The sequence below is a fragment of the Rahnella sp. PAMC25559 genome, from assembly GCF_050632365.1.
GTDB classification, from domain to species: domain Bacteria; phylum Pseudomonadota; class Gammaproteobacteria; order Enterobacterales; family Enterobacteriaceae; genus Rahnella; species Rahnella rivi.
In genome coordinates this window covers 2,941,451-2,965,134 of the sequence record NZ_CP192543.1, presented here as the reverse complement: position 1 = coordinate 2,965,134, position 23,684 = coordinate 2,941,451, and the positions used below count along the sequence as shown (strand labels likewise).

Annotated in this window: 22 protein-coding genes; 15 read left to right on the top strand and 7 right to left on the bottom strand. The window is 57.3% G+C overall.

Annotation, left to right across the window (positions count from 1 at the left end; translation table 11 throughout):
• The first annotated feature begins 6 nt into the window (after nt 1-6).
• The 3 genes from rsxG to nth are packed head-to-tail and all read left to right on the top strand — an operon-like array spanning nt 7 to nt 1,961.
• Complete coding sequence (rsxG, locus tag ACQZQY_RS15045) at nt 7-639, top strand: electron transport complex subunit RsxG (protein ID WP_056780344.1); 633 nt, start codon at nt 7-9, stop codon at nt 637-639.
• Nucleotides 632-1,330, top strand: coding sequence for an electron transport complex subunit E (locus ACQZQY_RS15040; RefSeq protein WP_431295892.1), 699 nt, complete (start codon nt 632-634; stop codon nt 1,328-1,330). Before rsxG ends, ACQZQY_RS15040 begins: the two co-directional genes overlap by 8 nt.
• Nucleotides 1,323-1,961: an endonuclease III gene (nth, locus tag ACQZQY_RS15035; RefSeq protein ID WP_183846868.1), complete on the top strand. Its 639-nt coding sequence runs from the start codon at nt 1,323-1,325 to the stop codon at nt 1,959-1,961. The genes ACQZQY_RS15040 and nth overlap by 8 nt, the downstream gene beginning before the upstream one ends.
• Nucleotides 1,962-2,741: 780 nt before the next feature.
• Here nth and ACQZQY_RS15030 read toward each other — a convergent pair.
• The 4 genes from ACQZQY_RS15030 to ACQZQY_RS15015 form a co-directional block, all read right to left on the bottom strand.
• Complete coding sequence (locus ACQZQY_RS15030; RefSeq protein ID WP_056780352.1) at nt 2,742-3,239, bottom strand: DUF2501 domain-containing protein; 498 nt, start codon at nt 3,237-3,239, stop codon at nt 2,742-2,744.
• Between the two features lie 99 nt (nt 3,240-3,338).
• On the bottom strand, nt 3,339-4,268 hold the full coding sequence (locus tag ACQZQY_RS15025) for a LysR family transcriptional regulator (RefSeq protein ID WP_390975351.1): 930 nt from the start codon (nt 4,266-4,268) through the stop codon (nt 3,339-3,341).
• A gap of 47 nt (nt 4,269-4,315) precedes the next feature.
• Nucleotides 4,316-5,296 carry an alpha/beta hydrolase gene (locus ACQZQY_RS15020; RefSeq protein WP_431295891.1) on the bottom strand — a complete coding sequence of 327 codons (981 nt, stop codon included), beginning with the start codon at nt 5,294-5,296 and terminating at the stop codon, nt 4,316-4,318.
• A gap of 104 nt (nt 5,297-5,400) precedes the next feature.
• Nucleotides 5,401-6,270, bottom strand: coding sequence for a nickel/cobalt efflux protein RcnA (locus ACQZQY_RS15015; RefSeq protein WP_431295890.1), 870 nt, complete (start codon nt 6,268-6,270; stop codon nt 5,401-5,403).
• 121 nt (nt 6,271-6,391) lie between these two features.
• Between ACQZQY_RS15015 and rcnR the strand changes: the two genes are divergently transcribed.
• Nucleotides 6,392-6,664 (top strand): Ni(II)/Co(II)-binding transcriptional repressor RcnR, encoded by a 273-nt coding sequence (gene rcnR, locus ACQZQY_RS15010; protein ID WP_056780366.1) that lies wholly within the window; start codon nt 6,392-6,394, stop codon nt 6,662-6,664.
• A 17-nt stretch (nt 6,665-6,681) separates the two neighbouring features.
• Here rcnR and ACQZQY_RS15005 read toward each other — a convergent pair whose 3' ends face one another.
• On the bottom strand, nt 6,682-9,615 hold the full coding sequence (locus tag ACQZQY_RS15005) for an autotransporter outer membrane beta-barrel domain-containing protein (RefSeq protein WP_431295889.1): 2,934 nt from the start codon (nt 9,613-9,615) through the stop codon (nt 6,682-6,684).
• Nucleotides 9,616-9,801: 186 nt separating this feature from the next.
• Nucleotides 9,802-11,220, bottom strand: a complete 1,419-nt coding sequence (locus ACQZQY_RS15000) for a NarK family nitrate/nitrite MFS transporter (RefSeq protein ID WP_056780373.1) — start codon at nt 11,218-11,220, stop codon at nt 9,802-9,804.
• A 376-nt stretch (nt 11,221-11,596) separates the two neighbouring features.
• Between ACQZQY_RS15000 and narX the strand changes: the two genes are divergently transcribed.
• From narX to ACQZQY_RS14950, 10 genes are all read left to right on the top strand, one after another.
• Nucleotides 11,597-13,387 (top strand): nitrate/nitrite two-component system sensor histidine kinase NarX, encoded by a 1,791-nt coding sequence (narX, locus tag ACQZQY_RS14995; RefSeq protein WP_431297195.1) that lies wholly within the window; start codon nt 11,597-11,599, stop codon nt 13,385-13,387.
• On the top strand, nt 13,384-14,034 hold the full coding sequence (narL, locus tag ACQZQY_RS14990; RefSeq protein ID WP_056780379.1) for a two-component system response regulator NarL: 651 nt from the start codon (nt 13,384-13,386) through the stop codon (nt 14,032-14,034). Before narX ends, narL begins: the two co-directional genes overlap by 4 nt.
• A 155-nt stretch (nt 14,035-14,189) precedes the next feature.
• Complete coding sequence (fhuF, locus tag ACQZQY_RS14985; RefSeq protein WP_183846860.1) at nt 14,190-14,951, top strand: siderophore-iron reductase FhuF; 762 nt, start codon at nt 14,190-14,192, stop codon at nt 14,949-14,951.
• Between the two features lie 116 nt (nt 14,952-15,067).
• A complete protein-coding gene (locus ACQZQY_RS14980) occupies nt 15,068-15,406 on the top strand; it encodes a hypothetical protein (RefSeq protein ID WP_056780385.1) in 339 nt (112 codons plus the stop codon).
• A gap of 207 nt (nt 15,407-15,613) precedes the next feature.
• The gene (locus tag ACQZQY_RS14975) at nt 15,614-16,933 is read left to right on the top strand and encodes an MFS transporter (RefSeq protein ID WP_122095428.1); all 1,320 of its coding nucleotides are present in this window, start codon (nt 15,614-15,616) and stop codon (nt 16,931-16,933) included.
• 3 nt (nt 16,934-16,936) lie between these two features.
• Nucleotides 16,937-17,791 carry a MurR/RpiR family transcriptional regulator gene (locus ACQZQY_RS14970; RefSeq protein WP_122095429.1) on the top strand — a complete coding sequence of 285 codons (855 nt, stop codon included), beginning with the start codon at nt 16,937-16,939 and terminating at the stop codon, nt 17,789-17,791.
• Between the two features lie 64 nt (nt 17,792-17,855).
• A complete protein-coding gene (locus ACQZQY_RS14965; RefSeq protein WP_431295888.1) occupies nt 17,856-18,947 on the top strand; it encodes an iron-containing alcohol dehydrogenase family protein in 1,092 nt (363 codons plus the stop codon).
• 943 nt (nt 18,948-19,890) lie between these two features.
• On the top strand, nt 19,891-21,315 hold the full coding sequence (locus ACQZQY_RS14960; RefSeq protein ID WP_431295887.1) for a cytochrome ubiquinol oxidase subunit I: 1,425 nt from the start codon (nt 19,891-19,893) through the stop codon (nt 21,313-21,315).
• 1 nt (nt 21,316) lies between these two features.
• The gene (cydB, locus tag ACQZQY_RS14955; protein WP_431295886.1) at nt 21,317-22,324 is read left to right on the top strand and encodes a cytochrome d ubiquinol oxidase subunit II; all 1,008 of its coding nucleotides are present in this window, start codon (nt 21,317-21,319) and stop codon (nt 22,322-22,324) included.
• Between the two features lie 38 nt (nt 22,325-22,362).
• The gene (locus tag ACQZQY_RS14950; RefSeq protein ID WP_217204176.1) at nt 22,363-22,509 is read left to right on the top strand and encodes a DUF2474 domain-containing protein; all 147 of its coding nucleotides are present in this window, start codon (nt 22,363-22,365) and stop codon (nt 22,507-22,509) included.
• An 83-nt stretch (nt 22,510-22,592) separates the two neighbouring features.
• On the opposite strand, the gene ACQZQY_RS14945 is transcribed toward ACQZQY_RS14950, so the two are convergent.
• Nucleotides 22,593-23,504 (bottom strand): cation diffusion facilitator family transporter, encoded by a 912-nt coding sequence (locus ACQZQY_RS14945; RefSeq protein ID WP_122095433.1) that lies wholly within the window; start codon nt 23,502-23,504, stop codon nt 22,593-22,595.
• Between ACQZQY_RS14945 and ACQZQY_RS14940 the strand changes: the two genes are divergently transcribed.
• The gene (locus tag ACQZQY_RS14940; protein ID WP_156362042.1) at nt 23,503-23,676 is read left to right on the top strand and encodes a hypothetical protein; all 174 of its coding nucleotides are present in this window, start codon (nt 23,503-23,505) and stop codon (nt 23,674-23,676) included. The genes ACQZQY_RS14945 and ACQZQY_RS14940 overlap by 2 nt on opposite strands.
• The last annotated feature ends 8 nt before the right edge of the window (nt 23,677-23,684 follow it).

The window sequence follows — 23,684 nt, the reverse complement described above, 5'->3', positions numbered from 1 at the left end:
AGAATTATGTTAGCGACAATGCGACGCCACGGCCTGATTCTGGCATTTTTTGGCGCACTGATGACCGGGATGACCGCCATCGTTAACCTGCTGACCAAACCGACCATTGAGCATCAGGCGCTGTTACAGCAGAAAACCCTGTTCGATCAGGTTATTCCTGCCAGTGTGTACGATAACAACCTGCAGGATGAATGTTACAACGTCACCGATGAGTCACTGGGCACCGCCACCCCGCACCGGATGTATCTGGCGCGCAAAGGCGGAGAACCGGTGGCTGCCGTGGTGGAAACCACCGCGCCTGACGGCTATTCCGGTGCGATTCAGTTACTGGTTGCGGCGGATTTCAACGGCAAAGTTTACGGCTCCCGCGTGCTTGAACAGCATGAAACGCCGGGGCTGGGCGATAAAATTGAAGTGCGTATTTCTGACTGGATCAAGCATTTCGCCAATCAGACCGTCAATGGCGCCAGCGATGAGCGCTGGGCGGTGAAGAAAGACGGCGGTATGTTTGATCAGTTCACCGGCGCAACCATCACCCCGCGCGCCGTGGTGCGTTCCGTGAAACGGACTGCATTATTTATCGGGACGGTACCGTCTCAGCTCTCCCAACTTACCCCTTGCGGAGCCCGTGATGAGTGAAGTCAAAAAGATAATCGTTCAGGGTCTGTGGACCAATAACTCCTCGCTGGTTCAGCTGCTGGGCCTTTGCCCGCTGCTGGCCGTGACCTCCACCGCCACCAATGCGCTGGGTTTAGGGCTGGCGACCACGCTGGTACTGACCTGCACCAACGGCATGATTTCCGCGTTCCGTAAGTGGATCCCGGATGAGATCCGTATTCCGATTTACGTACTGATTATCGCCTCGGTGGTAAGCACCGTAGAGATGCTGATCAACGCCTACGCGTTCGGGCTGTATCAGGCGCTGGGGATCTTCATTCCGCTTATCGTCACCAACTGTATTGTGGTGGGCCGTGCGGAAGCCTGTGCGGCGAACAGTCCGGTGCATCTGGCGGCGCTGGATGGCGCAATGACCGGGCTGGGAGCCACCTGCGCGATGTTCGTGCTCGGCTCGATGCGTGAAATTCTCGGCAGCGGCGTGCTGTTTAACGGCGCGGATCTGCTGCTCGGCCCCTGGGCTAAAGTGCTGCGTATCGAAGTTATCCACCTTGATAACCCGTTCCTGCTGGCCATGCTGCCGCCGGGCGCCTTTATCGGCCTTGGCCTGCTGCTTGCCGGGAAATACCTGATCGACCAGCGCATGAAAGCGCGTAAAGCGGTGCAACATGTTGCCGCTGAAGAAACTCTGCCAAAAGGAAGTGTGCATGAATAAGGAAAAGCGCGTCGCGATCCTCAGCCGTTTGCGGGACAACAACCCGCACCCGACCACCGAACTGGTGTATACCACCCCGTTCGAGCTGTTGATTTCGGTGTTACTTTCCGCGCAGGCCACGGACGTCAGCGTAAACAAAGCGACGGCCAAACTTTACCCGGTCGCCAATACGCCGGAATCGGTTCTGGCGCTTGGCGTGGACGGCGTGAAGGAATACATCAAAACCATCGGCCTGTTTAATGCCAAAGCGGAAAACGTGATCAAAACCTGCCGCATTTTGCTGGAAAAGCATCAGGGTGAAGTACCGGAAGATCGCGCTGCGCTGGAAGCCTTGCCGGGCGTTGGCCGCAAAACCGCCAACGTCGTGCTCAACACCGCCTTCGGCTGGCCGACCATTGCGGTCGACACGCATATTTACCGCGTCTGCAACCGGACAAAGTTTGCGCCGGGCAAAACCGTTGATGACGTGGAAGAGAAACTGCTCAAAGTGGTGCCTGCCGAGTTCAAACTCGACTGCCACCACTGGCTGATCCTGCACGGTCGCTATACCTGCATTGCGCGTAAGCCGCGCTGCGGGTCATGTTTGATCGAGGATTTGTGCGAGAGCAAAGAGAAGGTTTATGGGGAGTGAAAGGGGTTCCCTTTGGATCCCTTTATAAATTTTCTCAGTTGCACTGAAGGCTTTGACCGCGACAATTTCGGTTTCTCAATAACGGTTATCACTCGGCATTTCGTGCCGAAACCGACCAGAGGGGAAAGCTTTTCCCCTCTGGACTCCCCTCGCTTTTTCAAACACGTGATCCGCGCGCTGGCTATGTTTCAGCAACCACAGCGACAGGCTGGAAATCTTGCCGCTTCGCGGTGCCTTCATTTCGGGATTGCAGCCTCTGGTCTGCAACCTCTCATTCAGCAAGATTTCTGAATCGCCCGTGGGATCTTAAATTCAAAGACAAAATCAACGGCAGACTGTTTTTATCTTTTAGATAAGTTATTGGCGCGCTCAAAAATGGCACCGAATGAAGGGTGAGGCCTTAGGCCGGGTAAACCTGAAATGAGCGGCTGCGGGTCATGTTTCAGCAATATTTCTGAATCGTCCGCAGTTTTTAGAAAAATAAAGAAAGTGAGGTTGTGAAGTATAAGCCTGAGGCCGCTTTCAAAAATCACGCCGTAAGGAGAGGTGGAAAACCGCGGGTCTTTTTACGCGGGTTGTAACCCGACTGAAGGGAACCGCGCAGCGGCGGGATTTTGCGGCTATCACCGCGGCTGATGAAACATAGCCAGCGAGCGAAGCGCGCAGTGAAAAAGCGCGGAGTCCAGAGGCCCGCGCGTTACCGGGTCTCTGGTCGGTGTGGGCCGACGCCCACGACCTTGAATTTGAAGTTAAAAGCCGCTATGGCGCCAGCCTTTATGATTAAATGAATGATTTCGCCTGCTTCAGCACCACATCACATGCTTTGGTTTTCACTTTCTCTTTCACCTGCGTCAGACCGCTGCCAAGGTTGTTCAGATCCACACTCTGATCTTTACCGGTTTTCAGTAAACCGCCCAGCCCTTGCTGATAATCCTGGCTTTCTGCGCCCGACGCACTCTGGATACCCAGTTTGCTCAGCAACTGATCTTTGACATTCTCGGTGCTGGCTTTGGAAAGCACGTTATTCTTCACACAATATTGCAACACACCGGCGACGTTGTTCGCGCTGGTGGAGGTCAGCGCACTGTCGCCACCGCCGAGCAGTGAGGTCAGGGATGAGGTGGTGCCGGTGCTGTTGGTGTTTTTGCCCGCGCCGTTCAGCCCTTCATTGGCCGCCTGCTGCAACTGCCCCAGCAAATTGTTTTCCGCCTGTGCGCCGCCGGCCAGTAAAATACCGCTTGCCGCCATCGCCAGGATCACCGTTTTTAATGCTTTCATGTTTTATTCCATCCATTTTACTTAAGTCATGCCGCAAAGCTTGAGCCCAAAGATTCATTTCATCAATAGGATTAAGAGAGAGAAAACGCTGATGGCGCTTTATTTAGGCCATGCCGGCGGTTTTTCCAGGGGTTGTTGCGCCAGCCACAGACCGGAAGCGGTGAAGAAATGCTGCGCCAGCGGTGTGGAGCGCCCCGCTTCGGCGACCACCAGCGCGGCGTGGCGGCTCATCGGCGTGATGTCCAGCGGGCAGCGCTTCAGCGCCGGATGCATGTCATCAATCAGATGCCCGCGCGGCACCAGCGCGCAGCCAATACCGACAAACACGCCCTGCATCAGCTGAAATATCGATGTGCTCTCCAGCCGGGGATGAAGTTCCAGCCCGGACTGACGGAAGAAGTTGTCCAGATAACGACGAAAATAGCGGCTGGGCTCGGACAGACACAACGGCAGCGCGACCGCCTGTTCTGCGGTCATCAGGGTCAGATTTTGCAGCTCAGGGAAGTGGTCGGGATGGTAAACCACGTCCACGCCGCCGTCATCGAGCGGTACCAGTTGAAAACGCAGTTCGTTGAGGGTGGAGAATTCGAAGAAACCAATGCCGACATCCACTGAATGGCTGCTCAGCGCTTCAATCAGCTGGTCGGCACTGACTTCCGCGACCCGGTAATCCAGCCCCGGATGCACCAGGCTGACGGCTTTGATAAGCTGCGCCAATGAAACGCTGCACTGCGGCATGACGCCGATGCGCAGGGTGCCGCTCATGCCCTGCTTTAACGACTCAACCTCCAGCTTCAGCCCTTCGTACACCGCGACAATTTCCCGCGCCCAGCTCAGTACACGCAGGCCCTCGGCGGTGAAACCTTCAAAATTATTGCCGCGGTTGATCAGGCTAAGCCCGAGTTCTTTCTCAAGATTTTTCAGGCGCATCGACAGCGTCGGCTGGCTGACAAAACTCGCCTCCGCCGCCCGGCCAAAATGCCGCTCGCGCTCGAGATTACACAGGTAGATGAGCTGTTTGATGTCCAAAATATTTTCTGATTAAACCTGGGTTATGCCTTATAGATTGTTTTTTATTATAAGCCATAGTGATGTCTATTACGCAGAGGATTGAAACCGGCCAGCGCATCCTGCCGCTGCTCGCGGGCGCGTCGTGACAGCGCATACGCCGGGTCGCCGTTAAAACCGTGGAATCCGCCCGGATAGATGCTGAACTCCACCGGCACACCGGCGCGGATTAACCGGCGGGCGTAGTCGATATTTTCATCAAGGAATAAATCAATTGAACCGACACCCATCCAGACCGGCGGAAGCCCGCTGAGATCATCTGCACGCGCTGCGGCGGCGTAGCATGAAATCTCAGCCAGCCCTGCGTCGTGCCCCAGATACGCCTGCCAGCCAAAACGGTTGTCCTCACGTGTCCAGGCGAATTCGCCGGTCACCGGATTAGGGTGACTCTCCGTGACGGTACGGTCATCGAGCATCGGATACATCAGGTTCTGAAACGCCAGTGTCGGGCCGCCACGGTCGCGGGTCAGCAGCGCCAGAGAGGCCGCCAGCCCTGCACCGGCGCTGTCCCCCATCACACCCATATGCGCAGAATCGATACCCAGAGACTCAGCCTGCTCAGCCATCCAGACCAGTGCGGCATAACAATCTTCCAGCGGACCGGGAAACGGTGTTTCTGGCGCGAGACGGTAATCCACCGAGACAATCACACAATCATGCCGCGCCGCCGTCGGACGGGTCAGCGGCATCGACTGCTCCGGGCTGCCCAGCACATAACCGCCGCCGTGAATATGCAGAATACCCATCCGCCCTTTCCGGGCATGTTGCGGCGAAATCACCGCCACACGCACCGCCGGCGCACCTTTGCTGCCTTCAACGTGATGATGCGTGACACACACCGGCAAGCCGTCATCCTGCGACAAACTTTCCAGCGCCGCCGCCTGACGCTGCTCACGCATGGCGGGCAAAACGGAGGCTTCCAGCACGCGGGCGGGCATCAGGTCGAGCAACGGACGCAGTTCAGGGTCAACAAGGTGGGCAGTTTTCATCGCGGGATCTTTTCTCCATTTTTCATCCTGTCATTTATAGCGCCTTGAGCCGGTTTTAAAAAGTCTGAATTGTTATGGCTTATGACTGATTAGGTTCGGATTTTTTACGACGTTAAGCCCATATAGCCGTGGATCCCCATATAAATTCCGACCAGCCCGATCAGCACACTGGAAAAATACGGTGCCCTGCGCGCCAGCGTATTTAACCCGCTCCAGCGTTTGGCTGCCTGCCGGACACTCACTGCGGCAGCCACCCCGACGGTCACCAGCGTCAGCGCCAGCCCGATACTAAAACACACCACCATCGTCGCACCCAGCGCCAGTTGTTTGAGCTGAATGCAGATCAGTAGCACCGTCACAGCCGCCGGACAGGGGATTAGCCCGCCGGTCAGACCGAAAAACAGGATCTGCCCGTTGGTCACTTCCGCACTCGCAAAGCGGCGCTGAATATCGCTGGCATGTGCACGTTCATGTGCATCCTGATATTCCTGCGGCGACAGGCTGATACGCGTCATGCTGCGCAGATGGCCCAGCCCCTGAGGTGGCAGGTGGCGCTGTACATTGTTATGGGCATGGGCGGGAGCGTGGTGATGATCATGATGATGCCCGTGCGCGTGCTCCCTTTTCCACAACCGTTCACCCCGCCAGGTACGCCAGAACATCCACAGCGCCGTCCCGAGGATGATCACCGCAGACACCATTTGCATCCAGGGTTCCACCGCGTCGGCAGTAAAACGGTTGCTCAGATACATGCCGCCAAAAGCAATGATCCAGACAATCGCCGTGTGCGACACCGTGGCCGCCAGCCCGAGTAAAACGGCCTGCCGGACGGTACCTTTAATCGCGATGATAAAGGCGGCCATCATAGTTTTCGAATGGCCTGGCTCAAGCCCGTGCAAAATCCCCAGCAATATGGCGCCGGGTATAAACATCCACGCATTTCCCTGCTGCAAAAGTGCTGAAAAGTCATTCATGGTGAGGCATCTCATTGAGGTAGGCGCAGGAATTCTACTCCCCCCCAGTATCAAATACTACCCCCCAGTATACGGGCAATGCTAAGCTGGCCCGGCATTTCGCGTCATACAAGGAGTTAACATGTCCCACACTATTCGCGATAAACAGAAGCTGAAGGCCCGTACCAGCAAGATCCAGGGCCAGGTGGCGGCGTTAAATAAAATGCTGGATGAACCCCACGAATGCGCCGCTGTTTTACAACAAATCGCGGCGATCCGCGGCGCGGTGAACGGGCTGATGCGGGAAGTGATCAAAGGCCATCTGACTGAACATATTGTTCACGAGGCCGATGAGGTCAAACGCGAAGCCGATCTGGATGTGGTGCTGAGCGTGCTGAATTCCTATGTGAAGTAGTACGCTCAACACCCCGGCTACCAGATGATCCTGACCCCCAGATTCCCGCTGACGTCTTCGCGGTGATTGCTGTCGTCGTCGCTGGTGTGGCTGGCGGATGAATACAGTTCGATTTGCCGGCTGATACTGGCCGCTAACCCCACCCCGACTTCCAGCGCGGTACTTCCGGCGTCCTGCGTGAGGCGATCATTACCGAGTGTGACGCTGGTGGTATCGTCAAATTCATGCCACACGTTGACCGTCAGGAACGGCTGCAGACGCCGTTCAGCCTCCCCGTAACTTCCCTGCACCCGCGCACCGACCCGGCCTGTGTACACCGTATCCTTGCTGTATTTAATCGATGAAATGCCGTCGTTGCTGTCATCGAGGCTCAGACGCTGGCCGATAATTTGCGCCTGCGGTTCCAGCGACCAGCGTTCTGTCAGGGGGACCGGATACCCGGTTTCCAGTGACGCAGACCAGAGTTTGCCTCCGACATCTGCATCGTTACCGCGCCCGGACGTGGTCGAGCCGTTAAGCCAGGTGTGGATCACCACCAGATCGACATAAGACTGCCCCTTCCCGTGGTGCGTCCAGTACGCGCCCGCGCTATTACCTTCCAGTGTCATGTTGCCCGCCCAGGCATCCGGCTGAGCACGGATGAAACCGCGCACATCACCTTTGGCCCGCGTGAAACCGTAAAAGATGCCTGCGTTATCCTGTTCGCCGGCCAGCAAATCCTGACCGACCTGTAGCCCGGCGTAATGGCCGTCGAATGACGGCGATGTGGTACCGGACCAGGATTGTTCGCTGTGGACGCCGAAGGTTCTGGCCCAGCCTGCCGCCTGCCCCGTGGTGTTAACCTGCCCCTGACGGTCATGATAGGTTGCGATCTGATGGATGCCGATCTGCTGCGCGACGGGTGCGACCGCCTGATACAGCGGCGCTTCCTGCCGGTAAAGCGGCACAGCGGTATCGACCGGGGGTAACGTCGGGACGACGGGCGGCGCAACAGGGGGAATGTCCGGCGGGGTCACGGGTGGCGTCACGGTCGGAGACTCTGGCGCGGTGACCGGTGGCGTCACGGGTGGCGTCACCGGGGGCGTGACCGGTGGCGTGACAACAATCAGTGAGTTGCGCAGATACCAGCTCTGCGCATCGTCGCTGCTGCCACGAAACAGCAAATAATCATAGGCCCCTGCGGAAACCGAACCGCCTGCCAGCGTAAAGGCGCTGGCGGTCGTGGTCGCGCCGTTAGTGGCTTCCACAAGCATAATGCCGGAGCCCGCCGTCGCTACGCCCGTTCCGCCAACATTCGTGACCTGAATCTGTGTGCTGCCGCTGGCCTGCCCGCCGGAAATCACCAGCCGGTCAGATGCCGAATCATCACCGTTTAGCACCGTCTGCAACTTCAGCACGCCGTTATCGCCCACGTAATTGCCGTGAATAGTCAGACGATCGTGGGTGCTGCCTGCGCTGTCGGTCAGATCGAGCGTCCCGGCATTGGTGACGGTAACGTCATTCGCGCCGCCAAAGCCCGCAATGTCCGCCGCACTTTGCCCTCCTGCCAGCAATACGCTGGTGGAATCGATGCTGAGGGTGCCGGTTTGCGTGGTGGCATCGCCCAGCACCAGCGGGCGGGTCATCGACAATTGCGAGGCGGATTGCAGCAGCACACTTTCCCAGTCGATGAAGCGCGACGGGTCACTCAGTTGCGAATTTTCCAGCGTCAGCTGATCCTGCCCCGCGCCGCCCTGAAGTACGGGCATGGCCGCAAGATTGACGTCGGTCAGACGACGCAGCGTCACGCTGTCGTCCCCTGCGCCCATGTCTGCGGAGCCGCTGAGCGTCCCGCTGTTTTGCCAGATAAAGACGTCATTGCCAGCGGAAAACTGCACCGCGACGCCGTTACCGGTGAGATCACCGCTGTTAATCAGCGTGCTGTTGTCGTTGCTTTCAACATGCACGGCACGCTCATTACCGGAGGTGATCGAACCGGTATTTATGATGGTTACCGCGCCAGCAGGGCTGTCGATGCCGTCGCGTCCGGCGCTGATCATTCCGTTATTGGTCAGCGTTCCGCCGCCGGTGGCAAGCACGCCACGCGCACTGGTGCTGGTGATCGTGCCGGTCGCCGTGTTGGTGAAATCGGCACTGCCGCCGAAATACACGCCGTTAGCAAAATCCCCGCTGGTGGAAAGCGAGCCGGAGTTGATCACGCTGCCCAGAGTTGCGCCACCGTCGTTATTGATGGCGTTAGCGCCCAGCCCCTGTGTCACCACGGTTCCGCTGTTGCTGATGGAATTGTCGCTGCCATTCGCCTGTAAACCGGACGCGTTGGTGCCGCTGGTGGTGATGCTGCCGGTATTAGTGAGCTGGTTGCCGCTGCCCTGTGCATAAATCCCGGAGGAAAGCGTACCTGAGGTCGAGATGCTGCCCGCATTAAGCAGGGTGTTATTTCCGACGGTGGCCGGTGAACTGCCAAAACTGATTATTCCGCTGGAATTCTCCCCGCTGGTGATAATTTGCCCGCCGGACTCGTTGATGGCCTGACTGGTGGTCCCTGAAAGATAGATACCTTCCGACTGAAAGCCCTGCGTGGTGATGGTGCCGGCATTGTGCAGGGAGTTACCGGCCAGACGGGCGGAAATACCGTCGAAACTGTCATTGGTGATGTTCAGCGTACCGCGCTGGAAAACCGCGCTGTCGCTGTAAACCAGGACACCGTTTTGATCGTTTAAATTCAGAATAGTGCCAGTGTCAATATTGACCGTGACATTGTCACTTCCCACCACCGCGGTGGCCCCCATCGCGGAGGGGTTAGGAGCAGCGACAGAGCACGTCACGGTCTGTCCTGATACCGGATTAAAGATGTCGCAGCCTGCCAGTGCCGCCTCAGAAAGGCTCAGGCTGACCAGACAGGCCACCATTTTCCTGTAAGAGCACGCAGCAGAAATCTTAAGCTTCTTCACTACACACCTCCCCGCCCCAGCGCAGGTTTTGTCTAATTTGGGTTAAGGGTAGTAAATAAATATGACTTAAGACGCGGCGAATAATTTTTTTGGGAGGAAATCCACAGGGGCGGGAGCGCTGATGTCTATGCAAAAAGGGGCCGCAGCCCCTTTGGTTATTACTGACAGAAAATCAAAAATCAGACGTTATTTTCTGACCTGTTTGGTCGCAAAACCTTTGTTCAGTTTACGCCAGTACACCAGCCAGGTGATCAGCGCACAGACCACGTAAAACACCAGGAAGACTTTCATCGCGCCAGCCGGTGAATTGGTCAGTGCCAGAGAAATACCGAAGGCTTTCGGGATAAAGAAACCGCCGATCGCGCCGATTGAAGAGATGAAACCGAGTGCCGCTGCCGTGTCGGTGACCGCTTCACGCAGGGCTTCGTCTTCGCTGGCACCGCGCGCTTTCGCCCGGTCGGTGGTCAGTTTACGGAAGATCACGGCAATCATCTGGTAAGTTGAACCACTGCCCAGACCGGCCGTCAGGAACAGCACCATGAACACCGCAAAGAACGCCGGGAAGTTGCCGCCCACGCCATTCACCGGCAGGGTCAGGAACAGCAGACCGGCGAAAATCGCCATCAGAATGTAGTTCACCAGCGTTACGCGGATACCGCCCAGACGGTCGGAAAGCATTCCGCCGGCTGAACGCGCCAGTGCGCCAAAGAACGGGCCGAAGAAGGCGTATTGCAGAATGTTGACGTCAGGGAACTGGGTTTTGGTCAGCATCGCGAAACCTGCGGAGAAGCCGATAAACGAACCGAACGTCGCCAGATACAGCACGCTCATGATCCACAGATGGCCGCGTTTCAGCACCGGCAACTGCTGGCGGATAGAGGCTTTTGACGACGCCAGATCGTTCATACCAAACCAGGCAGCGACGGTGCCAATCACCAGGAACGGCACCCAGATCCAGGCCGCATTTTGCAGCCAGATGTCCGCACCGTTAGCCAGCGTTTGTTTATCGCTGAACGCAGCAAACACGCCGAGGGAAATGACCAGCGGAGCCACCAGCTGCATCACGCTGACGCCCAGATTGCCCAGACCGCCGTTGATGCCCAATGCGCCGCCCTGCTTCGCTTTCGGGAAGAAGAAGCTGATGTTAGACATGCTTGACGCGAAGTTTGCGCCACCGAAACCGCACAGCAGTGCGATCACCAGGAAGGTATTGTAGGACGTGGTGGTGTCCTGCACCGCAAAGCCCAGCCACGCACAAGGCAGAACCAGGAAGATGGTGCTCAGTGCCGTCCAGCGGCGGCCGCCAAACAGCGGGATCATAAAGGAGTAAGGCACCCGCAGCAGCGCGCCGGAAACGGAAGGAATGGCGGTCAGCATGAACAGCTGATCGGTGGTGAAATTAAAGCCGACTTTGTTCAGATTCACGGAAACCAGGCTGAACAGCATCCAGACGCAGAAGCCCAGTAACAGACAAGGGACGGAGATCCATAAATTTCGGCTGGCGACTTTATGACCGGTCTTTTCCCAAAATGCCGGATCCTCCGGGCGCCAGTCCTGCAACAGGCGGGACGGTTTTTCCGTCGGTGTAGCTGATGTGTGTGACATATGAACCTCGAGTTGAAGCGCGTTATTGTTGTAATGGTGGAGTTATGTCGCACACACTAGGTAGAGCACCGCTTAGGGATGTTGATACAAATCAACGCAAAGGCAGGTGGAAAATGACGATAAAATAACCATGGCCTCTTTGTGAGTATCAGCTTCCTGTCCAATTAACTGCTAATATTCATCAGGTTGATAACGCAATGTGCTTCTTGCTACCGCATCCATACCTCCGGTGGAAATAAAGGAGTAATCACAAAGGGGTATAGGGAAAGTCGTGCGGATCATAAAAAATGCCCCCTCTTGCCATGCGGTTAACCTAGCCATAATCGGTATATAAAGAATTACTTAACGCTTTTTACAGCCACCGGAAACCCTGTTGATGCTCAAACGCGCCCTGCCTTCTCTCTCGCTTGTCAGCCAGATCACCCTGCTGATGCTGCTTCTCGGCCTGCTGGGCATTGGCGGCATGGGCATGGCGGCGTGGATGGCGGGAAGTATCGAAGGCAATGCCCACGCCATCAATAAAGCCGGTTCGCTGCGTATGCAGAGTTACCGGCTGCTGTCGGAAGTGCCGCTCAGTGGCAAAAACGCCGCGTATATTCGCCAGATGGAGATTGACCAGAACAGCGCCGATTTGTTGCAGGCTGTGGAACGCGAAAACCTGCAACCGCAATTTCTGGCACTGCGTAATTACTGGCAAACCACGCTGCGCCATCAGGTGATGGCGGCGAAACATCCGCAGGACGTCTCCGCCAACATGGCGGTGTTTGTCGGCCAGCTCGACGTGCTGGTGGCCGCGCTCGAACATAAAACCGAATACCACTTACAGCAGATTTCACTGATTCAGCGCGCACTGGTGGCCGTCACCCTGCTGCTGCTCGCCGTGACCATCTGGTTCCTGCGCCGCCATCTGCTGACGCCGTGGCGGAATTTGCTGTCGCAGGCCAGCGCCATCACCGCCGGGGATTTCAGCCACCGCTATCAGCGCAAACGCGTGGCGAACGGTGACGCGCACAATGAGATGGATATCCTCGGCGATTCGCTCAACAGCATGTCTCTGGCACTGGGGGAAATGGTCGATAATCTGGCGCAACGTGTGACGGAAAAAACCGCCGATCTGCAACAGAAAAATCAGGTGCTGGATTATCTGTACCGCGTGAGCCGCCAGCTGCACACCAGCGAGCCGCTGGATGCGCGGATGCAACCGGTGCTGAAAGAATTGCAGTCCCTCACGCCGCTGCGGGGAGTACAGCTGCGTCAGTACGAAAATAACAGCGCCGAGGTGTTCAATGAGTTCAATAATGCCTCGCCGCGCCAGCCGGTCAGCCCGAAAGTCGGTGAACAGACGGATGAGGACGGGGATTCACTGAGCTGGAGCCTGCGCGATGAGCGCGACAATTACGGCGTTCTGCTGGCGCAGTTGCCGCCGGGGGAGCATCTGGATGACGATCAGCAACAGCTGATCAAAATGCTGATGGAGCAGCTGACCAGCACCCTGATGCTGGCGCGTCAGGCAGAACATCAGCAGCAGCTGATGCTGATGGAAGAGCGTTCGGCCATTGCCCGCGAGCTGCACGATTCGCTGGCGCAGTCACTCTCCTGCCTGAAAATCCAGGTCGCCTGTTTACAGATGCACGCCAGCACGTTCTCCGAAGAGGATAAAAACCTGTTACAGCAGATGCGCGATGAACTGAGCACCGCGTACCGCCAGCTGCGCGAGCTGCTGACCACGTTCCGCCTGACCCTCAATACCCCCGGCCTGCGCGCGGCGCTGCAACACACGGTGGATGAATTCTCCCGCCGCATGGGGCTGACCATCGGTTTCGATTATCAGATCCCCCCGCGTTCCGTTCCGGCGAATCAGGGAATTCATCTGCTGCACATCGCCCGTGAAGCGCTGAACAATGCTTATAAACACGCCCGCGCCACGCAGGTGTCGGTGTCCCTGCACTGCGATGACGGGGAAATTACCCTGCGCATTAGCGATAACGGCCAGGGCATTTCACCGAACGCCGAACGGCAAAATCATTATGGCCTGATCATCATGCAGGATCGCGCCAGCACCTTACATGGCACCTGTCGGTTCGACCGACGTCCGGACGGCGGCACTGAAGTGCTCGTGCGTTTCCGCCCGGAAGCCCTGCCAATTAATCCCCAGGAGCAAGTATGAACGACATCACCCCCTCCACTATTTTGCTGATTGACGATCATCCTATGCTGCGCAACGGCGTGAAACAGCTGATCGCGCTGGACGCCAGCCTGAAAGTGATCGGCGAAGCCAGTAACGGCGAGCAAGGCGTGGAACTGGCAAAACAGCTGGATCCGGACCTGATTTTGCTGGATCTGAATATGCCCGGCATGAACGGTCTGGACACGCTGGATAAAATGCGCCAGACCTCGCTGTCAGGCCGCGTGGTGGTTTTCAGCGTCTCCAATCATGAAGATGACGTGGTGACCGCGCTTAAACGCGGCGCCGATGGCTATCTGCTTAAAGACATGGAGCCGGAAGATTTACTGGCCGCGCTGCATAACGCCGCTGCCGGAAAAATGGTGCTCAGCGAAGCGCTGACGCCGGTGTTAGCAGCCAGCCTGCGGGAAAGCCGCCCAAGCGGTGACCGCGATATTCAGTCCCTGACACCGCGCGAACGCGACATCATCAAACTGATCGCCGAAGGTCTGCCGAATAAGATGATCGCCCGCCGTCTTAATATCACCGAAAGCACGGTGAAAGTTCACGTCAAACATCTGCTGAAAAAGATGAAACTGAAATCACGCGTCGAAGCCGCCGTGTGGGTGTTGCAGAGTAACGTCTTGTAAGACGGTCTTTTATGCGGGGCACGGCTAGGGTGCCTCGCTGCTGATCGGATTTGTCTGCCGCATCGCAATCTAAATCGAAATCATTACTATTCCGCTTTAATTTTCGCTACTCTGTCCGCATGATTTATAGCGCCGAATCCTATTCGCCCCCGACAATGCAAAGATTTCTCGACAGTTTCCGTGATACGCCCGTCAGCTGGGTGGCGGACACCTTTAAACCACTGACGCCGCTGGTCACCAACGCGGTGCCTGTGACGCATCTCACCACCCCCGAAGGCTGCGCCAGCATGCTTAAACGCTATCTGGATGCCAATTCTGCTGACGCCGCGAAGTGCGACACACGCCGCGCGCGGATTTCGATGTGGTCGCAGTGGTATTTCGCCACCCTGCTGCCAAGCTGGGTGATCGTCTCGCTGCGTCACGGCTGGCAGTTGCCGATCGCCGCCGAAAACGTCTACCTGTGTATGCAGGAAGAAGGGCTGCCCTCGCAGATTTATCTCGATGGCGAAGGCGAAGCGCTGAGCTCTTCTGAACCGATGGCGCGTTTCGATGTGATGATCGAGCAGCATTTACGCCCGGTGTGTGAAGCGCTGGCAGAATTCTCCGGGCTCAAGCCAGGTATCTACTGGAGTAACGCCGCCATCCGCGTTGGCTGGGGCGTAAAGCAGGCCGAGCTGGTGAACGCAGATATCGCCGACGGCATGGCGCTCATGGAATCGCGCGAGCTGCGCTATGGCGGTAAAAACCCGCTGTTTCAGCCGATGCGTGCCGAAAATCCGGCCGACCCGGACAGCCCGCAATACCGCAAACAGTGCTGTCTGCGGTACGATCTGGCTGACCATGCGATGTGCCCTTCCTGCCCGTTATTGCTAGCAGAACGTAAATCTGGCAAAAGACGCAAAACGCTGGCGGAGTAATTTCGTGACCCGCCAGCCACTTACAAAAATTGACATAGTTAAGTCTAAAAAATCATTGGATCTTAGCCACAGATAATTATAAGAATTAGGTTATATAGACCAACGAGGTATTTATCATGACTATGAAAAAACCTGAGAGCTGGCCCTCCGCCCTCAACTCGCTGGCCTCAGACGTGCTTGCCACGCTGTCGCAACCCGTTAACCGCGTATGGAATATGTTAACTGGCACTCAGCAGCCGCTCAGAGCAAGGATTGTTCATCGTTATGCCGTGCCGTCCTCGCGCACCATCAGCGTGGCGGAAGGATTCTTCGGGTTTATCCCGGTGGAATCGTATGAAAACGAGCGCTTCATTCTGGAAGTCGCTTACGCCGACAAACAGTATCAGGTTGAAGTACCGCGCGCGTATTACCAGAAAAGTAACATCGGCGACGGGATCGACATCCACACGCTCTGAACCTTTTCACCCTCTCCTTTTTCCGCTAACAGGCGATGCTCACGGGCATCGCCTGTTTTGTTTCGCCTCGTCATTCCTCTTTAAATTCTGTTCAACTCCACAGATTTCGCTTTTATTTTGCTCAGTTCCTGAAAAATATTGACATAATGATCACCTGAATTTAGAAAATTATTTACATTCCATTCTGATAACGATCTGAGGTTTTTGATGACCAGCCAGACTTCCCCTGCTGTAACCAGCGCCAGCCAGTCCCGTCGTGCACTCGTCGCCGGTTCGGTCGGCAACTTTATCGAATGGTACGAATTCGGTGTTTACGGGTATCTGGCGACGCTGATCGCCGGTAACTTCTTCACCCTCGAAGGCCAGAGCGGGCTCACCGGTTTATTGCTCACCTACGCCTCTTTCGCCCTGGCATTTTTCTGCCGTCCGATAGGCGCGATCATTTTTGGCCGCATCGGCGACCGCATTGGCCGTAAACCTACGCTTATCGCCGTCGTGCTGCTGATGACCGTCGCCACCGCCATCATTGGTCTGCTGCCCACTTATGCGCAGATCGGCGTGGCGGCACCGCTGTTGCTGACGCTGATGCGCATGTTCCAGGGGCTGTTCGCCGGGGGAGAATTTGGCGGCGCGGTTTCGCTGATGACCGAGTTCGCACCGAAGGGCAAGCGCGGGATTTACGGTGCATGGCAGTCGTTCACCGTGTCACTGGGTTTACTGACCGGCGTCGGGCTGGTCGCGATTCTGGTGCAGACATTGCCGGAAGCGCAGATGAAAGACTGGGGCTGGCGTATTCCGTTCCTGCTGGCCTTGCCGATGGGGCTGGTGGCGCTGTGGCTGCGTCTGAAACTCGATGAAACACCGAGCTTTGTCGCCAGCAAAAAACCGGATGTCAAAACCCGGCAAACCGCGGCGGAAAAAGCTTCCGCCATTGCCACCGCGAAAGCCATTGCCCTGGGTATTGGCCGTATGATGGGCTGGTCAGCGGGCGGTTATACGTTCCTGGTGGTGATGCCTTCTTATCTGCAAACCTCGCTGCACGCCACGTTCTTACAGGCGCTGGTGGCCACCGTGCTGGCGAACGTCGGTTTCGCCATTGCCATTCTTCCTTCCGGCTGGCTGAGCGATAAAATTGGCCGTAAAAAAGTCATGATGGCCGCCGTGCTGGCGGTGATTATTCTCAGCTTCCCGCTGCTGCATTTGCTGCAAAACCCTGAGAGCAGCCTGCTGGCGAAAGGCATTGCGGTGCTGATCGCCGGTGCCACCATCGGCATGATCGCCGGCCCCGGTCCGGCCATGCTGGCGGAAATGTTCCCGACCCGCGTGCGCTACACCGGCCTTGGTCTGTCGTACTCACTGTCGAATGCGGTATTTTCGGGCTGTGCGGGGCTTATCATCACCGGTCTTATTAAAGAAACCGGCAATCTGGATATTCCGGCGTACTACGTGGTAGCCACCTGTATCGTCAGTCTGTTTGCGCTGATGACCTTGCGCAAAGATGACCACCTGCGCGAACTGGAAAAATAGCCGATGAAAGGAATGAATTTGCAGTCGCGGCTGGAGGCGTTGCAGGGCAGTTTTTCGCAGGCAGAACAGCGGGTGATTACCCTGATCATCAGCGATCCGCCCGGCGTGGCGCAGCTCGGCGTGGCCGAACTGGCAAAGCGCGCCGCCACCAGCACCGCGACCGTGGTGCGCGCCAGTCGTCGTTTAGGCTTCGAAGGCTATCCGGCGCTGCGGCTGGCGTTAGCCGCTGAACTGCCGCGCAATGCCCCGGCGGGAGAACCGCTGGTGGCCGACATCGGCGAGGGCGACACGCCGAAACAGATCCTGCATAAACTGCTGGCGTTTGAAGTGGAAGGCGCGAGCGCTACCGCGCAACTGCTCAGCGGCGACACCCTCGAACAGGCCGTCAGCGTGCTGTCGCAGGCGCGGCGTATCGACGTTTACGGTGCCGGTGCCTCCGCGCTGGTGGCACAGGATTTTTGCCAGAAACTGCGCCGTATTGGCGTCATCGCTCAGACCTACGGCAGCACCGATGAAAGTTTGGTCAGCGCCTGCCAGTTAACCGCCGCCGATGTGGCGCTGGCGATTTCCCACTCCGGTGAAACCACCGGCGTGCTGGACGCGCTGATGCAGGCCAAAAGCAGCGGCGCAATGACGTTATCTATCACCGCTGGCGGGCGTTCCCCCCTCGCCCGCAAAGCCGACGTCGTGCTGCTGACCAGCGGTCGTGAACTGGGTTTTCGCGCCGCCGCGATGGCCAGCCGCACCAGCCAGTTGCTGATCATCGACTGTCTTTATATCGGTATCGCCCAGCGTCTGCCGGGTGCGCGCGATGCGCTGCGTAAAACCCACGACGCCGTCCGCCAGCGCCGCCGCTGAATTTACTGCGATCCGGAACACGCCTTCTATACTTCTTAAAACACGACGTTTTATGAGGGCAACTATGTTCACCCATCGTTTGGTATTTCCTGCCAGCGTGCTGCGCGGGCGCGGGGCGATTAAACATCTTGGCGCGATGTGCGGACGTTTAGGCCAGCGCGCCATGCTGGTGGGCGGTAAACGCGCCATTGCCAGCGTCGAGGCAAAAGTCGCCGATCAGCTCGAACAGCAGATGGTCAGCTATCTTGGCAGCGAAGTGTTCAGCGGCGAATGTTGCCAGCAGGAAATCAACCGCCTGGCCGACATCTTCCGCACCCAGGGCGTCGAGGTGATTATCGCCACCGGCGGCGGCAAAGCCATCGACACCGCCAAAGCCGCGGGCGTCGCCTGCAACATTCCCGTGGTGACACTGCCGAGCATTGCCGGCACCTGTTCTGCCGTCACCTCACTGACCTTTCGCTACCACGAAGACGGTCAGTTCCGCGATATGTTCCCCCTCTCCTGCGGCCCGGCGGCGGTGGTGATTGATGCCGATCTTCTCGCCACCTCGCCGCTGCACTGGCTTTCGGCAGGTATCGGCGACACGCTGGCAAAGTGGTATGAGTACCGCGCCATCAGCGATCTCAGTCAGCTCACCGGCCTGGCGGGCGTTGCGCGAACCAACAGTGAACTCTGTTATACCCTGATCGAACATTTCGCCGCCGATGCCTGTTTCGCGGTGCAGGAAGGGAAAGCCAACAACGCCCTCGAGCAGGTCCTCGACGCAATTTTCCTCTACGCCGGGTTGACCTCGGTGATGAGTAACGGCGCCCATACCGGCGCAGCACATGCCTTATACGAAGGGTTCACCGCCTGCGCCAAAACCCGCCACGTCGCCCACGGCCTGCTGGTCGGTTACGGTAATCTGTGCCTGCTGGCGCTCGAAGGCCGCAGCGACGAAGAATTACTGACCGCCATCGCCCTCGCGCGTGCCAGTGCGGTGCCGACACAACTTTCTCAGCTCGCCGAGGGCATCACAGAGGAAGATCTGGCGGTGATTATTGACAGAAGCCTGAGTACACCGGATATGGGGAACATGCCGGGGGAGATCACGTTTGGGGGGGTACGCGGGGCGATAGAGAGAATAGAGTTGGTATCCTTGTCAGGGGGGAGTTAATCAGGGTGTTTCAGGGAGATCTGCGAATACTTCAAGGTCAAAACCTTGGGCTCGCCGCCCAAACGGGCCTTAAGGGGGGCTTATCGCCGCCCCCCTTAAGAATCCCAGGCTCTTTCACTGCGCGCTATCGCTCGCGGGCTATGTTTCAGGGGCTACCGGTATTGCCGCAAAATCCCGCCGCTTCGCGGTACCCTCCGGTCGGGTTACAACCCGCGCAAACAGACGCGCGGTTTTCCACCTCTCCCTTCGGCGTGATTTTTGAGCGCGGCCACTGGCATTTCAAAAACAAAGGGAATGTGTTTGGTTTTGCTTTCCTCCTTTCCCATCGCAGTGGGAGGATAAAAACCTTCGTTTTACATAGCCTCTGGCCGCGCTCAAAACGACGTCGAATGAACGGTGAGAAACCGCGAGGGTGTTTTTCCGAGCGGGTCCGAACCTGAAATGAGAGGACCGCGCAGCGGCGGCGTTTGCGGCAATAGCCGGAGCCGCTGGAATATAGCCTGCAAGCGGCAGCGCGCAGTGAAAAGACGGGGGAGATCCAAGAGGGGCCCGTCCTGGCCCCTTTTGGGCGGTTTCGGCGACAGCCGCTGAGCGATCACTGCACGTGAGAAACCGAAATTTTCACCAGGCCCCTAAAATGGTCGGGTTACAACGCATGGAATAGCCCCCGCCCCCCAAGTCGGTGTGGGCCGACGCCCACGACCTTGAACTTGAACTTGAACTTGAACTTGAACTTGACCTTAAACTCAAAGCCCCCGCACGCCAAACTGTTATACACATCCATCACCAAACTGTATCTGTTATACACCCCCTCCCCGTGTTTCAATCCCTTCCCTCATGAAACCATGAAACCATGAAACGCCACAATTTGAATAAATTTTAACCAATTTGGTTCTACCACCTATCCTTGGTTAAAGGGATCACCTGCAAAAAAAGAGGTTCTATGTTTGGTCTGGATGCCCTGGAGCTGGCACGTATACAGTTCGCTTTCACCGTTTCCTTCCACATTATTTTTCCGGCTATCACCATCGGGCTTGCCAGTTTTCTGGCGGTGCTTGAGGGCATGTGGCTGAAAACAAAGAAAGAGGAATACCGCGACCTTTACCATTTCTGGTCGAAAATTTTTGCCGTTAACTTCGGGATGGGCGTGGTGTCCGGGCTGGTGATGGCTTACCAGTTCGGCACAAACTGGAGCTTTTTCTCCTCGTTCGCCGGGAGCATTACCGGCCCGTTGCTCACTTATGAAGTCCTGACCGCCTTCTTCCTCGAAGCCGGTTTTCTTGGCGTCATGCTGTTCGGCTGGAACAGAGTCGGCCCCGGCCTGCACTTTTTCGCGACCTGTATGGTGGCGCTCGGTACGCTGATGTCCACGTTCTGGATCCTCGCCTCCAACAGCTGGATGCACACGCCGCAAGGGTTTGAAATCGTGAATAACCAGGTGATCCCGGTCGACTGGTTTAAAGTGATTTTCAATCCGTCATTCCCTTACCGCCTGCTGCATATGACCACCGCCGCGTTCCTGTCTTCGGCGTTCTTTGTGGGCGCGTCTGCCGCCTGGCATCTGCTGAAAGGCCGCAACACGCCCGCGATGCGCACCATGCTGTCGATGGCGATGTGGATGGCGCTGATCGTCTCGCCCATTCAGGCCTTTCTCGGTGATGCGCACGGCCTGAATACCCTGAAATATCAGCCCGCTAAAATCGCCGCCATTGAAGGCCACTGGGAGAACAAAAACAGCGAGCCGACGCCGCTTATCCTGTTCGGTTACCCCGACATGCAACGCGAGGAAACCCGTTACGCCCTCGAAATTCCCTATCTGGGCAGCCTGATCCTCACGCACAGTCTCTCCGAGCAAATTCCGGCACTGAAATCTTTCCCGAAAGAGGATCGCCCGAATTCGACCATCATTTTCTACACCTTCCGCATCATGGCCGGTCTGGGGATGCTGATGATTGTGCTCGGTCTGTGGAGTCTGGTGCTGCGCTGGCGCGGCAATCTGTATGAGAACAAAGCGTTCCTGCGCTTTGCCTTATGGATGGGCCCTTCCGGGCTGATTGCCCTGCTGGCGGGGTGGTTTACCACGGAAATCGGGCGGCAGCCGTGGGTGGTGTATGGCCTGCTGCGCACTAAAGATGCCGTCTCCAGCCACGGGGCGATGCAGATGAGCATCAGCCTGCTGCTGTTTGTGGTGATTTACTCGTCGGTGTTTGGCGTGGGCTATCTCTACATGATGAAGCTCATCCGCAAAGGGCCGCAGCCGCACGAAGGACAAAGCAGTGAACACGGCGGTCCGGGGCAACATCGCACACCGGCGCGTCCGCTGTCGGCCATCAAAGAACCACTCGAAGACGAAGGCAAAGGAGTCTGACATGGGTATCGATCTTCCGCTGATTTGGTTTTTGATCATCGTCTTTGGCGTGATGATGTACGTGGTAATGGACGGCTTTGATCTGGGGATCGGCCTGCTGTTTCCGCTGGTGAAAGAAGAGCATGAACGCGATGTGATGATGAACACCGTCGCCCCGGTCTGGGACGGCAACGAAACCTGGCTGGTGCTCGGCGGCGCAGGGCTGTTCGGTGCGTTTCCGCTGGCGTATTCGGTGATCCTCGATGCGCTGGCGATCCCGCTGACGTTAATGCTGTTTGGCCTGATTTTTCGCGGCGTGGCCTTTGAGTTTCGCTTCAAAGCCAGCGCGCAGAAACGCCATGTGTGGGATAAATCCTTTATCGGCGGTTCGGTGCTGGCGACGTTCTGTCAGGGCGTGGTGCTGGGCGCGGTGATAAGTGGCATGCCGGTGGTGAACCGGGCGTATGCCGGTGGCGCGCTGGACTGGCTGACGCCGTTCAACCTGTTTTGCGGCGCGGGTCTGGTCGTGGCTTACGCCCTGCTCGGCTGCACCTGGCTTATCATGAAAACCGAAGGACACTTGCAGGACAATATGCACAGCCGCGTCAGGCCACTGGTGTTCACCCTGCTGGCCGTGCTGGCGGTGATCAGTATCTGGACGCCGCTCACCCACGGCGATATCGCTGACCGCTGGTTCACGCGGCCAAATCTGTTCTGGTTCCTGCCCGTTCCGGCGCTGGTGGTGCTGGTGTCGGTATGGATGCTGCGGGCGGTGCAACGTCGGGCGCACCATGCGCCGTTCCTGCTGACGCTGGCGCTGGTGTTCCTCGGCTATACCGGTCTGGGCATCAGTATCTGGCCGAACATTATTCCGCCGTCCGTGTCGATCTGGGAAGCGTCGTCCCCGCCGCAAAGCCAGGGCTTTATGCTGGTGGGCGCGCTGTTTATCATCCCTGTGATTCTGGTTTACACCTTCTGGAGCTACTACGTTTTCCGCGGGAAAGTGACGCCGGAACAGGGCTACCATTGAGGCTGGAGAGGTAAATGATGAAGAAACTGATCAGAGAAATGGACGATGACACCGTCATCAGGCAGCCGTTCTGGAAACGCATCGGCTGGATGGCGATGATCTGGCTGGGCAGCGTGCTGGCACTGTTTGCCGTTGCGTCAGTGTTTAAGCTGCTGATGGCCGCGGCGGGAATGCGTACACACTAGGAAAAGCAGGCAGAACAGCACAAGTCTGCCAGTGAGAAAGAAAAAAACCTCCGTCATGGCTGGCGGAGGTTTTTCATTAGCGATCAGAGCAGCAGATTGTCGAGCCGGTCATCATCAATGCCGTCAGGTTCAAGGTGCGCGGTCACGTCAGCGGATTTAAACAGCAGACTCACCGCCATTTCCGCCGCATCACCGATTTCATGACCGACATCGACGGTCAGATTGCCGTCCACTTCGAGATGAAACTCCACGAACACGCGGTCCCCGCCATTACGGGTGCGGATATCGTGCACACCGCGCACGCCTTCGACGCTCAGCACGGCGGCTTTCACCCGCTTGCGGTCGATCATATCCAGTTCACGATCCAGCAGTTGCTTGAGAGCATCCGCCGCCATGCCGCGTGCGTTCCAGATCATATAGAAGGAAATCAACAGCGCGCCGATAGAGTCGGAACGGGTCCAGCCGAGATGACGTTCGAGGATCAAGGCCACCAGCACCGCGATATTCACTGCCACATCGGTGACGTAATGCGCGCGGTCTGCGGCAATGGCCGTTGAGCCGGTACGTTTCACCACATAAGTCTGCATCAGCACCAGGCCGGTGGCGGCGAGCGAGCTGCCAATAATGACCCAGATACCCAGGCCGAGCTGCGCCAGGGGTTGCGGATTGATAATGCGCCCGATGGATTCACCGCCGAGCACCAGCCCTGCCGCCCCCAGCAGCAGTGCCTGTACAAACGCCGCCACCGCTTCGGCCTTGCCGTGACCATAGCGGTGGCCTTTGTCCGCCGGGCGCAGCGCGTAGCGCACACCAATCAGCGTCACCATTGAAGCCAGCACGTCTACCAGACCGTCAGCCGCCGAGGTCAGCAGCGCAATCGAACCGGTGGCCGCCCATGCCCAGACTTTCACACAGACCAGCACCAGCGCCACGCAAAGCGACACCAGCGACGCAATGCGCGTCAGGCCTTTATAAGAAGGTGCAGGACGGCTCATGGCTGACCCCACGAAGACAGATCATTTTGGGCGTTTATCACAGGGATATCCTGAAGCAGATAATCAACTTTATTTGAAAAATACAAATACCAGCCCAGCATTATACATCTTTTTGCCGTTTTCGGAGCTTCCCTATGGTGTGGATCTTCGTGCCCTCACTAAGGTTTATTGACTTATATT